This is a genomic window from Desulfosporosinus hippei DSM 8344, from assembly GCF_900100785.1.
Taxonomy (GTDB): Bacteria; Bacillota; Desulfitobacteriia; order Desulfitobacteriales; family Desulfitobacteriaceae; genus Desulfosporosinus; species Desulfosporosinus hippei.
Genome location: NZ_FNCP01000001.1, coordinates 107,923 through 123,465, shown reverse-complemented (window position 1 = coordinate 123,465; position 15,543 = coordinate 107,923). Strand labels below are relative to the sequence as shown.

15 protein-coding genes are annotated in these 15,543 nt (G+C 41.0%); 13 read left to right on the top strand and 2 right to left on the bottom strand.

What is annotated here, in order from left to right:
* Positions 1-10: 10 nt before the first annotated feature.
* Entirely contained in the window at positions 11-2,749 is a 2,739-nt protein-coding gene (locus BLS16_RS00610) for a calcium-transporting P-type ATPase, PMR1-type (protein ID WP_092328604.1), read from the top strand.
* 239 nt (positions 2,750-2,988) lie between these two features.
* Entirely contained in the window at positions 2,989-3,834 is an 846-nt protein-coding gene (gene dapF, locus BLS16_RS00605; RefSeq protein WP_092328602.1) for a diaminopimelate epimerase, read from the top strand.
* Positions 3,835-3,930: 96 nt separating this feature from the next.
* Here dapF and BLS16_RS00600 read toward each other — a convergent pair whose 3' ends face one another.
* Both BLS16_RS00600 and BLS16_RS00595 read right to left on the bottom strand, forming a co-directional pair.
* Positions 3,931-4,539 (bottom strand): CBS domain-containing protein, encoded by a 609-nt coding sequence (locus BLS16_RS00600; protein ID WP_092328599.1) that lies wholly within the window; start codon positions 4,537-4,539, stop codon positions 3,931-3,933.
* A gap of 19 nt (positions 4,540-4,558) precedes the next feature.
* Entirely contained in the window at positions 4,559-5,029 is a 471-nt protein-coding gene (locus BLS16_RS00595) for a CBS domain-containing protein (RefSeq protein ID WP_092328597.1), read from the bottom strand.
* A 199-nt stretch (positions 5,030-5,228) separates the two neighbouring features.
* Between BLS16_RS00595 and atoS the strand changes: the two genes are divergently transcribed.
* The 11 genes from atoS to metK all read left to right on the top strand — a co-directional run bounded on the left by atoS (position 5,229) and on the right by metK (position 15,519).
* A complete protein-coding gene (gene atoS / locus BLS16_RS00590; RefSeq protein ID WP_092328594.1) occupies positions 5,229-7,064 on the top strand; it encodes a two-component system sensor histidine kinase AtoS in 1,836 nt (611 codons plus the stop codon).
* Positions 7,057-8,433 (top strand): sigma-54-dependent transcriptional regulator, encoded by a 1,377-nt coding sequence (locus BLS16_RS00585; protein WP_092328592.1) that lies wholly within the window; start codon positions 7,057-7,059, stop codon positions 8,431-8,433. Before atoS ends, BLS16_RS00585 begins: the two co-directional genes overlap by 8 nt.
* A gap of 347 nt (positions 8,434-8,780) precedes the next feature.
* A complete protein-coding gene (locus tag BLS16_RS00580) occupies positions 8,781-9,167 on the top strand; it encodes a hypothetical protein (RefSeq protein WP_092328589.1) in 387 nt (128 codons plus the stop codon).
* Entirely contained in the window at positions 9,167-10,084 is a 918-nt protein-coding gene (locus BLS16_RS00575) for a sulfite exporter TauE/SafE family protein (RefSeq protein ID WP_092328587.1), read from the top strand. Before BLS16_RS00580 ends, BLS16_RS00575 begins: the two co-directional genes overlap by 1 nt.
* Positions 10,084-10,899, top strand: a complete 816-nt coding sequence (locus tag BLS16_RS00570; RefSeq protein WP_092328584.1) for a TIGR02186 family protein — start codon at positions 10,084-10,086, stop codon at positions 10,897-10,899. Before BLS16_RS00575 ends, BLS16_RS00570 begins: the two co-directional genes overlap by 1 nt.
* A gap of 226 nt (positions 10,900-11,125) precedes the next feature.
* On the top strand, positions 11,126-12,004 hold the full coding sequence (locus BLS16_RS00565) for a YicC/YloC family endoribonuclease (protein ID WP_092328582.1): 879 nt from the start codon (positions 11,126-11,128) through the stop codon (positions 12,002-12,004).
* Positions 12,005-12,017: 13 nt separating this feature from the next.
* Positions 12,018-12,293, top strand: coding sequence for an extracellular matrix/biofilm regulator RemA (remA, locus tag BLS16_RS00560; protein ID WP_034598547.1), 276 nt, complete (start codon positions 12,018-12,020; stop codon positions 12,291-12,293).
* A gap of 10 nt (positions 12,294-12,303) precedes the next feature.
* The gene (gene gmk, locus BLS16_RS00555) at positions 12,304-12,909 is read left to right on the top strand and encodes a guanylate kinase (RefSeq protein WP_092328579.1); all 606 of its coding nucleotides are present in this window, start codon (positions 12,304-12,306) and stop codon (positions 12,907-12,909) included.
* A complete protein-coding gene (gene rpoZ, locus BLS16_RS00550) occupies positions 12,910-13,122 on the top strand; it encodes a DNA-directed RNA polymerase subunit omega (RefSeq protein ID WP_092328577.1) in 213 nt (70 codons plus the stop codon).
* Positions 13,116-14,309: a bifunctional phosphopantothenoylcysteine decarboxylase/phosphopantothenate--cysteine ligase CoaBC gene (gene coaBC, locus BLS16_RS00545; RefSeq protein ID WP_092328574.1), complete on the top strand. Its 1,194-nt coding sequence runs from the start codon at positions 13,116-13,118 to the stop codon at positions 14,307-14,309. The genes rpoZ and coaBC overlap by 7 nt, the downstream gene beginning before the upstream one ends.
* A 16-nt stretch (positions 14,310-14,325) precedes the next feature.
* A complete protein-coding gene (gene metK / locus BLS16_RS00540; RefSeq protein WP_092328572.1) occupies positions 14,326-15,519 on the top strand; it encodes a methionine adenosyltransferase in 1,194 nt (397 codons plus the stop codon).
* Positions 15,520-15,543: the final 24 nt, after the last annotated feature.

The window sequence follows — 15,543 nt, the reverse complement described above, 5'->3', positions numbered from 1 at the left end:
GGAAAAGGGCATGCGGCAACAGGCATGGCATGTATTGCCTTGGCTGGACGTGGCTAAGGCGTTGGATGTGCATCCAGCTAAAGGGTTAAATTTGAAAGAGGTTCGGCGGCGGTTACAAGAGGTCGGGAAAAACGTTCTGGCTGTAAAAAAAGGGACTCATCCTGTGTTTTTATTCCTTGGACAGTTTAAAGACTTTATGGTGTTGGTCTTACTTGCGGCAACAGTAGTCTCCGGACTTTTAGGCGAGATCGCGGATGCAATCACGATCTTAGCAATTCTCATAATTAATGCCATTTTAGGGTTCGTACAAGAGTTCCGCGCCGAACGTTCAATGGAATCGCTCCGTTCACTTACTGCTCCCGAGGCCCGGGTCCTACGGGAAGGCATGGAACAAAGGATTCCAGCAACGGATGTTGTACCAGGAGATATTGTGCTTGTTGATACAGGGGATCGCATTCCTGCAGACGTGCGCTGGATTCAAGCTGTTAATATGCAAGTTGAGGAGTCTGCCCTGACTGGGGAATCCCATCCTGTGACTAAAAGTATTTCCCCCCTTCATGATGAGTTCACCCCTATGGCTGACCGTCAAAATATGGGCTATATGGGGACGGCCCTTGTTAATGGCCGTGGAGCGGGGGTTGTTGTAGCGACTGGAATGGATACTGAAATGGGTGTTATCGCTGGAATGATCCAAAGTGTGGAAGACGAAGAAACCCCTTTACAAAAACGTTTGGCGGAACTTGGAAAATGGTTGGTATTGATCAGTTTTTTAGTCTGTGTAGCAGTAGTGGTAACGGGGATTTTAAGAGGTGAGGATTTCTATAAGATGTTCTTTACGGGAGTCTCTCTAGCAGTGGCAGCTATACCGGAAGGCTTACCGGCTATTGTCACTGTAGCCCTAGCTGTAGGGGTGCAGCGCATGGTTAAACGACAGGCAATCATTCGCAAACTTCCTGCTGTTGAAACCTTGGGGTGTGCAACAGTAATTTGTTCAGATAAAACAGGGACTTTAACTCAGAACGAAATGACAGTGCGCCAGATCTATTCCGATGGACGACGAATCTCTGTTTCTGGGGAAGGGTATGACCCTAAAGGGGAGTTTCAGGGTGCTGATCCGGAAAAAGAACGGGATCCCCTTAACTCGGCTTTAAAAATTGCGGCACTATGCAATAATGCTACCCTTACCAAGAAAGGGGTGCAAGTTGCCGGACTCTTTCGTTCTAAGGGTAAGGATGCTCCCTGGGGGATTGAGGGTGATCCCACAGAAGGTGCCATTTTGGTGGCCGCTGCCAAAGCGGGAATTTGGCGTGAAGTTCTAGAGCGAAAACAAAAGAGAATTGGCGAGCTGCCCTTTGATTCGGATCGAAAACGTATGAGTGTAGTATACGAAACTAAACAAGGACGCAAGGCTTATGTCAAAGGAGCACCGGATATGGTATTGCGACTTTGTCAGCAAGAACTAACTCGTCAGGGGGTCGTAGAACTCTCCAATGAACGGAAGAGAAGTATTATGAGAGCCAATGATGAGATGGCCAGGCATGCCCTTCGGGTTCTTGCCGTTGCTGAAAAACCGTTGGCAGACGCTGAACCACTTGATGAAGGTGTAGAACAAGGGTTGACATTTGTTGGATTATTGGGAATGATTGATCCGCCCCGTGCCAGTGCTGTTAAAGCCATCAGAGTCTGTCGACAGGCCGGGATAAAGCCAGTCATGATTACAGGGGATCATCGTTTAACGGCTGAAGCAGTTGCTCATGAGTTAGGAATCTTGCGGGGTGAAAATGGAGGGGTAGTATCCGGGACAGAACTTGAGAGAACATCTGATCAGGAATTAAGTGAACGCATAATGGACATCTCAGTGTTTGCTCGTGTGACCCCGAAGGACAAACTTAGAATTGTCCGTGCTTATAAAAAACGAGGCCAAGTCGTCGCCATGACGGGAGATGGGGTCAATGATGCTCCGGCAGTTAAGGAAGCAGATATTGGGGTAGCTATGGGTAAGACGGGGACAGATGTCACCAAGGAAGCTTCCTCTATGGTCTTAGGAGATGATAACTTTGCAACTATTGTGGCCGCTGTGGAAGAGGGGCGTGGTATTTATGATAACATCCGAAAGTTTATTCGTTACTTACTTTCTTGTAACTTAGGAGAAGTCCTAACCATGTTTTTGGCCACACTAGTAGGTTTGCCCCTACCGTTGTTACCCATTCAGATTTTGTGGGTAAATCTTGTCACTGACGGTTTACCTGCTATGGCCTTAGGTGTCGACGGTTCTGAACCAGGCATCATGAATCGCCCGCCGAGAAAACCCGGCGAAAGTATTTTTGCCCGAGGGTTGGCTTCGAAGATTGCAGTAAGAGGGACATTTATTGGCCTAGGGACGCTTCTTGTCTTCGTAGTTGCTCTTTTTATGGGAGTCAATATGTTAGGCGCCCGTACAATGGCCTTTACTACTTTAGTTTTTTCTCAATTGTTCCATGTCTTTGATTGTCGATCTGAAGAACGAGGGATCTTTGAAGTGGGTATTTTTACAAATCTCTATCTTGTTGGAGCAGTCTGTATTTCCACAATCATGCAGCTTAGCGTAATTTATGTCGCTCCTTTACAGGTAATCTTCAAAACCACACCTTTAGTCAGTTGGCAATGGATTCTTATTCTGTGTGTAGCTGGCGGACCGTCTGTATTGATCGGTTTAGCCAGATTGTTAAAGAATAGTTGGCAGGGAAAAACGGTTATTGCTAAAGGATAAACTCTAAAGAACTCAAATGATACAAGCCGATATTTTGGGTCAACCGGTTTACACGGTTGACCCACTTCAGTTGGCGTAGTATTCTTTTAGGGAGAATTACGTAATATATATAAGTTTATTTTGAGTGAATTATTCTCCATTCTAGATGTGTTTAAAGATATTCGGGGGAACACAGGTGATAGTTACTAATATGTTCGTATGATGAATTTAACATCGAATACTGATTAGGAGGGGACGTAATGGAATTTACAAAAATGCAGGGTTTGGGAAATGATTTTGTTTTCCTTGATCGTATTTCTTCTTCAGCTGAAGATAGTGCAGAAGACTATCCTCAGCTGGCTAGGAAACTTTGTCACCGTCAATTTGGGATAGGGGGAGATGGCTTAATAGTAGTACTGCCTTCGAAAGTCGCGGATGCCCGGATGAGGATCTTTAATTCTGACGGTTCAGAACCGGAGATGTGTGGCAATGGTATACGTTGCTTTGCCCGTTATATCTATGATCAAGGGTTAATAATCTCTGACCCGATGCTAGTCGAAACTGGTGCAGGTATCCTAAAGCTTAAGCTTTTTATCAAAGAGGGCCAGGTTCAGGGAGTACAGGTAGATATGGGTGAACCAATTTTGCGGGCTGATCTTATTCCGGTATTAGGAGAAGGAGAACCGGTCATTGGACAATCAATTGAAGTGTCAGGTGAAAAGTACTTATTTACAGCTGTTTCGATGGGGAATCCTCATTGTATAATTTTTGTGGAGGATTTTTCATCCCTGGATTTTGAAAGAGTAGGTCCTGCGATTGAAAAGCATTCACTTTTTCCACGCAAAACCAACGTTGAATTTATTCAAATCAACTCGCCTCGAGAAATAACAATGAAGGTATGGGAACGCGGCGCCGGACCAACACTAGCCTGCGGCACTGGGGCTTGCGCCTCTGTTGTGGCATCTATCCTTAATAATAGGACTGAGCGTATTGTTACTGTTCAGTTACCCGGCGGAGATCTATTTATTGAGTGGGGACTTGATAATCATGTCTATATGACGGGGCCAGGAAATTATGTTTTTAAGGGTAATTGGTTAGGACTTTAATAAGGAAAAAACTTGATTTAATTAAAAAACCGTTCTGCATTGAATTGCGAACGGTTTTTTGTTGTAATCCATGTGAAATTAGAACTAAGGGGTCAATTATCTCGAAGCCTTTTTTGAATCAAATTGAAAGATGCTGGAAAAAAGAATAGATATACTGCATTTTAAGCTTTTATAGTTTCTCACTAGTGAATCAAAGGTAGTAACGCACTTTGGCAAGGAGTTACTTAATGAATGTAGTTTGTAGAAGATCTTAGATTTATCAATTACACCAATTAGTTGGTCATTATCAAGAATAGGAATATAGTTTATTCCGTTGCGAGTGAATATTTCAGCAGCAGTGTTAATATCAAAGTTATGATAGCTAATAGAGAATACACTAATTGGCCGCATTACTTCCCTTACGGAAATCCCCTGATCATGGCATTTTTTAAGATAATGCCAGCTAACATATTCAGATTTAAAGTAGGGATCCTGGACGGATTTTTTTATAATCGTTGACTTTAGTAGAGTTTTGAGAGTCAAAAGTCCTACTGGCTTTTGGTGATTATCTATTGCAACTAATACATGGGGCCCTTGCCAGGCAGATTCTTGATGAAAAGATTCTCTCATTAGTTTTAATGCTTTACGGACTGAGTCATACTCGTTAATTGTTAGCAGATGATCCATAGGAATCATTAAGCTATTTAACTGGTGGGGTAAAGTCATATAACATCACCTCCGTCTTTTATAAAACATCTTCAATATACCAGAACAAGTCTATAGTGCGAATTACCCCTACAATCTTTTGGTTGTTTGAGACCAGCAGGGAATTCAAATTGTGTTTTAAAACATATGAAATAGCATCATCCACCTCGACAGATATATCAATCAATCTACTCTTTAAGGGATTGCTAAACTGCTTTACTTTAGGGGTACTCCAGTTAGTTGGTTCGTGTTTTGATAGAACCATCAACCGATGAAAGAGGCTCGGGAATATAATTTTTCTTGTAACCCTCAAGGCAGAACGCAGAGTAAGCATCCCAGTCACTTCTCCTTTAGAGTTAGTTGTTAAAACTGCTTCATAATTATGCCAGCGATGATCTCTTGTCTTAAATTCTTCAGTCAATATATTTAGAGTGTTTTCAAGGGACTCTTCTTCAGAAACCATAGGATAATGATCCAAAGGAATCATTATTTGGCTGAGGGTAGTTTTCATAAAGCCGAGCCGCCTCTTTCCTAATTCTTTTATTATCCATTTATAAATGTAGCAAGATTTGTGCCATATGTAGAAGTGTTCATTATCAGAATGGAAGCCTTAGATGGGCAAAAAATACTCGTAGAATGTGAAAGAATATTCCCATTGTCTTGGAGATTAAATGTATAATGAATTGTAGGTTATATTTCGGAGGGGCTTTATGAGAATTAAAATTGTTCATGATGGATTTATTGATCATTTGCTAAAGATTATTGCTATACTTTTGTTAATTCCCCTAGGTTTAGCCGGTTATCTCTATTATCTGGTACACTCAACTGAAAACGGTTTGATCGATACCCAGCGTAAGGCTATGGAAATGGCTATGACGTACCTAGATGATAATCTTAATGGGACTTTTAATGAAATTATAAAGACTGTCGCAACTGAAAATCTTACTCAGAGAGATCAGGCTAAAGCTCTTAATAAAGCGTTACAACCTATTATAATTGAAGCTAAGAAGGAATATCCGAATTTGGACTTGGGTTATTACTGGAAGGATTACGATGTGATTCTAGATGGAAATAACGTTCATTTACGAGAAAATTTTTCTACTAGAAGAAAACATAACTTTGATGACGCCCTTGAGAATGAGAATACGGTATTTCAAGTTTTTGGTGGGATAGCAGAAAATGGTCAGTTGGAAGCTTATCGGCCTATCATAAGAGACGGAAAAATTATCGGTGCAGTATGGGCTAGTTCGGATTTTGAACCGATATCCCAGAAAATTGATAATCTAAAACAGATAGTCTATGGAATTATCTCTATGGGGATTTTGCTAGCCATTGGTGGCACATTTAGCCTCATTAGAAAGTTTGCTGGAAGTGTCAATGAAGTTAAGAATAATCTGACAACCATATCTAATGATCCGACCTTTATAATACCAAGGGCCCCAGGAGAATTGGGAGAGATAACCGACGGAATTAACCAAATGTACAATAAGTTAATCGATGTTCAAAACTACAATCAAGAAATACTTACTAGTATTGATGACGGAATAATTACTGTTAACAAAGACCAAAAGGTCGTGAGTGTAAATCTGGCTGCATGTAAAATGCTAAGTCTTACTAAGGATTATCTTGGATTAGACATGAAGGATATTTTCCCAGAGGATAGTCCCTTTTTAGATTGCTTAAATAATACCCTAATGAAGAATAAACCCGTAAAGGATGTACAGATTATCTACGAGGATTTACCGGGTAGCCATAGACATTTGCTGATAAGTACCTCTTTAATGGTAAATGTACGTCAAGATTTGGTAGGAGCGCTCTTGCACTTTCGCGACATAACAGAACTGGTACGTCTTCGTGAAGATATTAACCGACAGGAGAGATTCGCGTCACTGGGGAAAATTATTGCTGGGGTAGCCCATGAAATAAGAAGTCCGTTAACTTCAATAACTGGGTACATACAGTTTTGGAATCAGGGACATGTACCTTCACAAAAATCCTTAAATATTGTTAACAGAGAAATGAACAGGCTAGCTAATATAACCGATGAATTATTACAGTTTGCCAGACCATCTCGGGCTACTTTTGTGCCTTGCAATCTTAATAGCTTAGTTAAGCGACTTATTCAATTTTTTGGAGATGTTCATGGGGATAAGATTGAGTTGAAGGCTAGGGTTGAAGAGGATTTACCAGAAGTTATGATTGATGAGCATCAGATTGAGAAGGTACTCTCGAATATTATGTATAACGCTTTTCAAGCGACACAAGAGAAGGGCAATTTGGAGGTATCAACTTTCTATGATAAATCGAAAAAAATGATAGGAGTATCAATAAGGGATAACGGGTGTGGTATTCCGGCAGAAAGCTTAAGAAAGATTTTTGAACCATTTTTTACTACTAAATCAAAAGGGACTGGTTTGGGGCTGGCTATAGCTCGTGAAATTATAGAATCTCACAAAGGCTTGTATGAGGTAGAAAGTACACCAAATGTTGGTACGGTTTTTACGATCTTACTTCCAATAGCTGAAAGAGGTGAAAGTAATGGCTAAAGTCCTAGTGATTGATGATGAAGAGGGCGTATGTGAGCTTCTACGAGATGTTCTCGAAAACGAGGGATATGAGGTCTTTGTGACCTATACGGCGTCGGAGGGAATTGATGCTCTAAATAGTTATAACCCTGATGCAATATTGCTTGACATTAAATTGCCGGATGATGACGGTATTAAAGTAATGAAAAGAATTAAAGGTATAAATGTAACAGTACCCATAATCTTAATGACCGCTTTTGGTACAACCGAGATAGCAATCCAGGCTATGAAGGAAGGAGCTCATGATTATTTAAATAAACCTTTAAATCTCGATGAACTTATACTTTCCGTCCAGAAGGCTGTAAGGATGAAAAACCTAGTGTCAGAGGTTGCAACCCTCAGAGAAAAGTTAGAAGATGAAATGAATCCAACAGATCCCTTCATAGGAAAATCGAGGATAATGCAGGAAATATCTAAAATAATCGGAAGGATTTCAGATAGTGATATAACAGTTTTGATTCAAGGAGAGAGTGGCACTGGTAAAGAGGTTGTAGCTAGGTCTATTCATAAAAACAGTAAGCGTAATCATTGCCCATATATTAAAATTAATTGTGCTACTATTCCCGAAAATCTTATGGAAAGTGAATTATTTGGACATGAAAAGGGTTCGTTCACAGGTGCTATTAGCCAAAAGCTAGGTAAATTTGAGCTCGCTCACACTGGAACAATTTTTCTGGATGAGATTGGGGAGTTGACTCACCAAGCCCAAACTAAGCTTCTTCGCGTGCTGCAAGAAAGGGAGTTTGAACGTGTAGGTGGAATCAATAACATTAAGGTGGACATTCGAATATTGGCAGCCACTAACAAAGACCTCCAAAGGCTTGTGGAAGAAGGTAAATTCAGAGAAGATTTGTTTTATAGACTAAATGTGGTAAATATTAAGCTTCCTCCTCTCAAAGAAAGAAAAGAAGATATTTTACCCTTAGTTGACTATTTTGTTAATGAATTTGCATCAAAACACGCCAAGAAAATAACGAGTATATCAAAAGAAGCACTAAACCTCTTGACTAATTATAATTGGCCGGGAAATGTGAGGGAACTTAAAAATATTTGTGAACAAGCTGTTGTTTTGACCAGGGGCACAGTCATTCTACCAGATGAGCTAGGCATATTTGAAGGGAGTCGAAAGTCTTTGCGAGACTCGAATTTCGAGTTGGATCTAACCGTGAGACTAAAGAGGCCAATCAGAGACATTCTAGCAGAGGTAGAAAAGGAAGTAATTATAAGAACTTTGAGAGATCACAACTGGAACAGACAGGAGTCTGCTAACACCTTAGGGTTAAATAGACGATCACTCTATGCAAAGATGAAAGAATATGATCTATTATAGAACTAACGAGCAAAATATGCCCATAGAATGGGAAAAAATATTCCCAAAGCCGACAACAGTCAGAGTTGTCGGCTTTGTTTTTGCCCATAAATCTAGGATATCATATAAATCAATAATGTGGCATTGATTTTGCTTATATTACTTATACGTAAAGCAAATAGATAATAATAAATCCTTCATTCTCGGAGGTGGTGTCCTGTTAAATTAGGGAAAATACGAAATATTCCAATTGTATTGTTCGGCGCAATTGTCAAAAACCCTGCATAAAGTTACTTGGATTTTATCAATAGTATAGGAATTAACTATATCAACAATTTATCCAGAAATACGTGAGGGAGGAATAAACCATGACAGTGATAAGCAAGAAAAAATTAGGCAAGTTTAGTATTAAGTTAAGTTTGGCTGTATTGATGCTTTCGGTCCTATTCTTCTGGGTTGGTCTAAACTTACTTGAGTCAGAAGTTTTTACTCACTATTACAATCCGAATAAACATGTTATTGTAAGTCAAAATCAAGATACTAAAGAACTGTACTCCTGGAAAGATGCTCGGGGAAATGTTTATACTCCTGAAGATCCACAAGTCGCCAACTTCACTTGGGGTTCCACGGGACTATTGCTGCTTACTATGCTCTTAGGAATTGCTTTTCAAAAAGTAGGTATTAGGGTCTATACGAAGACATTGATTTCCAAATACGAAACCATTAACTTTCAATATAATAAGGGGGGAGAATAATGGACATTTTCTTCCCTATCGCCAGAATGCCAATTTCAATTTTTGCAATTTTGGGTATGGGTGGTTTAGTTGGCTTACTCTCTGGACTGTTTGGAGTTGGAGGGGGATTCTTATTAACCCCCCTCTTAATGTGGATGGGGATACCACCTGCAGTAGCTGTGGCCTCCGATACTAACCAAATCGTTGCGGCTTCTGTTTCTGGCACCATTGCTCATAGCAGAAATAAAAATGTGGATTTTAAGCTTGGATTTATAATTTTGGTGGGTAGTTTGGTTGGGGGAAGTTTTGGGACTGCTCTGGTAAAAGTTTTACGATCCCTTGGCAACTTCGACTTTGTACTAAAATCCACTTACGTGGTCATGCTGTTATTCGTAGGCGCCTTTATGTTCTTAGAAAGTATCAATACCTTAAGAAAAAAGGGGCAGAATAATTCGGCAGTACCTAAAGAATCCAAAGCAATGCGTTTTATGAATAAGCTGCCAATAAAAATACATTTTGAGGTGTCGGGTATCGACTGTTCAGTCATTTCGCTATTTTTGCTTGGTTTACTCATAGGGATACTTGCAGCACTTATGGGTGTTGGTGGTGGCTTTATTATGTTGCCTGTCATGATTTACTTGTTGGGGATTCCCACCATCAAGGCTGTAGGAACTAGTGTTTTTGTAATCATTTTTACAGCCATTAATGTGACACTGGCTCAAAGTACTTTAAATCACACTGTCGATGTTGTCTTGGCAATTGTTTTGTTGATTGGTTCATCCATTGGGGCCCAATTTGGAGCTAGAATTGGCAAAAGGCTTCCGGCTGAGCAGCTAAGAGTAATTTTTTCTGTGATAGTCTTAGCCGTAATGTTAAAAATGTTCTTTGATTTAGTTTTACAGCCGTCCTCTTTAATTTCTTTAGGAGGTGGCCACTAATGAAACGATTGACCTCAATTGTTTTGGGACTGATATTGATTCTTTCCTTTACTAGTCAAGTGATGGCTGATGAAACCCAATTAACGGTTTCGCCGGAAAAAGTGGAAGTTGGTTTGCGATTCCAAGGAGCAACACTCAATATCTCTGGGATTGTTCCCGACGATGCAGGAGTTTATATTAAAGTTCTCTCCCCTAATGACGCAATTCTGGATTTGAGTAAAAAAGGGAAAGTAAGTTTGTTTTGGATGAATGTTGAAAATACTTCTGTCACCAAGGTGCCAAAATTGTATCAGATTCTTTCATCCAGACCCTTAGCTGACTTAACTGAAGACCAAAAAAAAGCCTTAGGTATTGATCAAGATTTCTCAACAGTCTATCAGACAGCAGAGGTTACTAAGCATAGTGATAGCGGGCCGGTTAGGTTGGAAACGTCTGAAGCAAAAGATTTTGTCAGTTCAATGATAAGTATATTCAAGAAGGGCGGTTTGTACAGCCTAAACGAAAGTGCGGTTAAGGTTCAAAATGATCGATTTGAGACAAGTTTAGAACTGCCCGCCAATATTCCCCAAGAGGAGTGCGTGGTTACAGTCTATTTCATTAAGGACGAGAAAATTATTGGAACTAGTCGTAAAACGTTTAATGTTGAGACGGTAGGGATTGTCAAATGGCTAAATAACATGGCAATCTATGAAGGGCCTTTCTATGGCTTTATGTCAGTTATGATCGCTTTGATAGTGGGTTCAGTGATTGCATTCCTGTTTATCTTCTTTGATAATAGGAAAAAGGCGCGTCTTCATGCCAGAACATGTACGTAAATGTACAAGGGTTGAAGATTTCTCTTACCATTTCTTAGATAAATGGTCATGTGATATAATAAAAGTGCAGCAGGTTATTAACCTGCTGTACTTTTATATTAGGTACACTCTATTTTTGTGATATCATCTTTACATATAGGCGTAGCAGACAGAGGATTTTTGGTAACAATATAACTAGGCAACAAAGTGGGAGGACTGATTAAGATAAGAGAGGAAGTAATGGCTTATGTCTAACAGCATGACTGGATTTGGCCGGGGAGAAGCATGTGGAAATGGTTATCAAGTATCCTTTGAGCTGAAATCCGTTAATCATCGTTTTTTAGAAATTGTCGTGCGGATACCTCGAAACTATAATAGTTTTGAAGAACGAATACGTAAAGTATTACAAGATAATTTCCAGCGCGGTCGGATTGAAGTGCATGTTAATATGGTGGAAACAGAAGAACGAAAGAGATTGGTGAAGGTTGACAATGATTTGGCACTGTCGTATGATAAGACATTGAAAGATCTCGCCTTTGCGCTACATACGGAGTATGAAACAGATATTTATCGTTTAGTTAGTTTTCCTGAGGTTCTTACGGTGATAGAGCCTGAAATTGATCTCGCTGCTTTATGGCAGACATGTTTCGAAGCACTGTCTAAGGCAGTCGATGGATTTGGGCAAATGCGGCGTTCTGAAGGAGATAAATTAACGCAAGATCTTTTGCAAAGGTTAGACCTTATTGCTGAAAATTTACACACGATTGGTGAGCGTGCACCATATGTTGTAACAGATTACCAAGAACGCTTACAGGAACGGCTTCAGGCCCTCTTAGGTGAAGTTGAGTTAGATGGTGTTCGATTGGCAAACGAAGTTGCCTACTTCGCAGATCGAGGGTCAATCACAGAAGAGTTAATCCGATTTGACAGCCATCTTGCCCAAAGTAGAGAGGCTTTGAGAAGTGAGGAACCGGTAGGACGAAAACTTGATTTTTTAGTTCAAGAAATGAACCGAGAAATTAACACAATAGGATCAAAGGCCAATGACTTAATGATTGGTCAAAAAGTAATTAAGGTAAAAAGTGAACTGGAAAAAGTACGCGAGCAAGTTCAAAATTTAGAGTAATGGAGGATTCATCTTGGACATTAAGCTCATAAACATCGGATTTGGTAACATTGTATCTGCCAATCGGATTATTTCGATTGTTAGTCCAGAATCCGCCCCAATCAAACGAATTATTCAAGAAGCTCGTGATGCGGGCATGCTCATTGACGCTACTTATGGTCGGCGTACCCGGGCAGTGATTATCTGTGACAGCCATCATGTAATTCTGTCTGCAGTTCAGCCTGAAACTGTGGCTCATCGTCTTACAGCTAAAGAGTCGAGCAGCCATGTCGAAGACCCGACGGATTAGGGGTGGAGTAGTGGAACAAAGTCATGGATTACTAATTATCCTTTCCGGGCCTTCGGGGGCAGGAAAGGGAACCCTTTGCCAAGAATTACTCCGTCAGCTCCCTACATTAAAGTATTCCGTCTCTATGACCACACGGAATTCCCGGCCTGGTGAAATTGATGGAATTCATTATTTCTTTCGTCAGAGGGAAGAATTTGAAGCTCTGATTGAAAGAGATGAGCTGTTGGAATGGGCCCAGTTTTGTGATAATTACTACGGAACACCGCGTTTTGCAGTTGAAGAAGCAATCCAAGCAGGGCAAGATGTAATTTTGGAAATTGAGATTCAAGGAGCATTACAAGTTAAGAAGCGTTTTCCTCAAGGAGTTTTTACTTTTATTGTTCCACCCTCAATGGACGCTCTTTCAGAGAGAATTCACAAACGGGGGACTGAGAGTGAGGAAGTTATTCAAAAGCGCTTAGCCACTGCCATACATGAACTTGAATATGTGAGTGAATATGATTATGTTGTCGTTAATGATGAAGTTCCTGAGGCTGTTGATAAATTAAAAAGTATTTTGGTTGCAGAAAAATGCCGGGTAAAACGAAAACCGTTTGTTTTTGAAGGAGGAATTTAAGTGAAACAACCTTCACTCGATATTCTAATGAGTAAAGTAGATAGTAAGTATACACTAGTTATTGTAGTCGCTAAACGGGCGCGCCAGATAATGGAAGAAGCGAAGCACGAGGATTTAGCCAAGGGTGTAAAACCAGTCAGTATCTCTTTAGAAGAGATTTCTCAAAATGATCTCAGCTACGAATGTAATCCTGAACTGAATGTGCAATGTTAACAGGAAAAAAAATCCTCGTTGGAATTTCCGGTGGAATTGCAGCTTATAAAGCTGCAGAAGTGGTTAGCCGTCTACGCAAATTGAACGCTGAAGTCCATGTTGCTATGACTAAGTCAGCCACTCAATTTATTGCGCCTCTTACTCTTCGCAGCCTCTCAACAAATCCTGTGTATGTGGATATGTTTGACGAACCAAAATTATGGAACGTTGAGCATATCGCTTTGGCAGAGCATGTTGATACAGTCATCGTCGCCCCTGCAACCGCTAATATTCTCGCGAAAATGGCTATGGGGCTGGCTGATGATTTTCTTTCGACTGTGCTCTTAGCAACCCGTTCCCCGATTTTCGTTGCCCCGGCAATGAACCAGGCAATGTATGATCATCCGGCGACACAAGAAAATCTTGCTCGGCTCAAAGGCCGCGGGATAAAGGTTATTGGACCCGGCACCGGGTTTCAGGCCTGTGGCACGGAAGGTGTAGGTCGGATGAGCGAACCGGTTGAAATTGTCGAAGCTATCACGTACTTTTTTTCAGAGTCTACTCCTTTAAAAGGAAAGAAAGTGCTTGTCACAGCAGGTGGGACTCAAGAACCCTTGGATCCAGTTCGTTTTCTGGGTAATCGTAGTTCTGGGCGGATGGGGTATGCTATAGCTCAAGCAATGCAGGAAGCTGGCGCAGAGACTATTCTTGTCAGCGCACCTACAGATTTGCCGGTACCCAAGGGTGTTAAGCGTGTTTCTGTGCAGACAGCCCTTGAAATGCACGATGTGGTTCTTGATAATTTCTCGAACATGGATGTTATTGTTAAAGCAGCAGCGGTTGCAGATTACCGCCCAGCTACTAACGCCGAGCAGAAGATTAAAAAGGATGGAACTAACCGTACGATAGAGCTGGTTCCCAATCCTGATATATTAGCTGAACTTGGGCGCAGGAAAACCTCTCAGGTTCTAATTGGATTTGCCGCTGAGACTGAGAATCTCCTCGCTTATGCCCAAGAAAAAATGCACAGGAAGAATGTTGACCTGCTTGTAGCAAACGATGTTACTAAACCTGGCGCTGGCTTTGGAAGTCCAACAAATATTGTCAGCTTTCTCTTTCCGGATGGAAGAAGAATAGATTTTCCTCAAATGAGCAAATTAGAGATTGCACGTAATCTCGTTGAAGAGATTGTCAATCTCCTCGGTTAACAAAGGAGTGAAGTAATTGGCTAAAAAATTATTTACGTCAGAATCTGTAACAGAGGGGCATCCTGATAAGATTTGTGATCAGATTTCCGATGCCATCTTAGATGCCATTTATACCTTAGACCCCAATGCTCGTGTAGCTTGTGAAACCACAGTTACAACGGGATTAGTTCTTGTTAGTGGAGAAATCACGACTTCTTGTTATGTGGATATTCCTCATGTTGTTCGCGAGACAGTTCGTGAAGTTGGTTATACTCGTGCTAAATACGGTTTCGATGCGGATACTTGTGCAGTATTGACATCAATAGGAGAACAATCTGCAGATATTGCCATGGGTGTCGATAAAGCTTTAGAAGCAAAGAATGGCGAAATGACAGAAACTGATATTGATGCTATAGGAGCAGGCGACCAGGGCATGATGTTTGGCTATGCCACCAATGAAACAGAAAGCTATATGCCTCTTCCTATAGATTTAGCTCATCGCCTTGCGCGCAGATTAAGCGAAATGAGAAAATCTAATCATTTAACCTACCTGCGTCCTGACGGAAAAACTCAGGTTACTGTGGAATATGAGGATAATAAGCCGGTTAGAGTCGATACGATTGTTATTTCTACTCAGCATCACCCGGATGTTACGAATGAGCAAATCCGCAGAGACTTGCTTCAATATGTAGTTTATCCAACGGTTCCTAAAGAACTATTAAACGAAGATACCAAGTATTTCATCAATCCGACTGGGCGGTTTGTGATTGGCGGTCCTCAAGGAGATTGTGGACTTACCGGACGAAAAATTATTGTGGACACTTATGGTGGAATGGCCCGTCATGGCGGGGGGGCTTTTTCTGGTAAGGATCCCACAAAAGTTGACCGTTCAGCAGCTTATGCAGCTCGTTATGTAGCAAAAAACGTAGTTGCTGCAGGCTTAGCCGATCGTTGCGAAATCCAAATTGCTTATGCAATCGGGGTAGCTCGACCCGTATCAGTCTCCGTTGAGACCTTTGGCACTGGAAAAATAACTGATGAAAAGATTGTTGAGTTTATACAACAAACATTTGACCTTAGACCGGCAGGAATCATTAAAGCTTTAGATCTTCGACGTCCTATTTACCGCCAAACTGCTGCTTACGGTCATTTCGGCCGAACCGATCTGGATCTTCCTTGGGAAAGAACAGATAAAGTCGAAGCCTTAAGAAAGCTTGCGGGTTTGAAATAATAATCATGGGCAGTACAAAGTTGC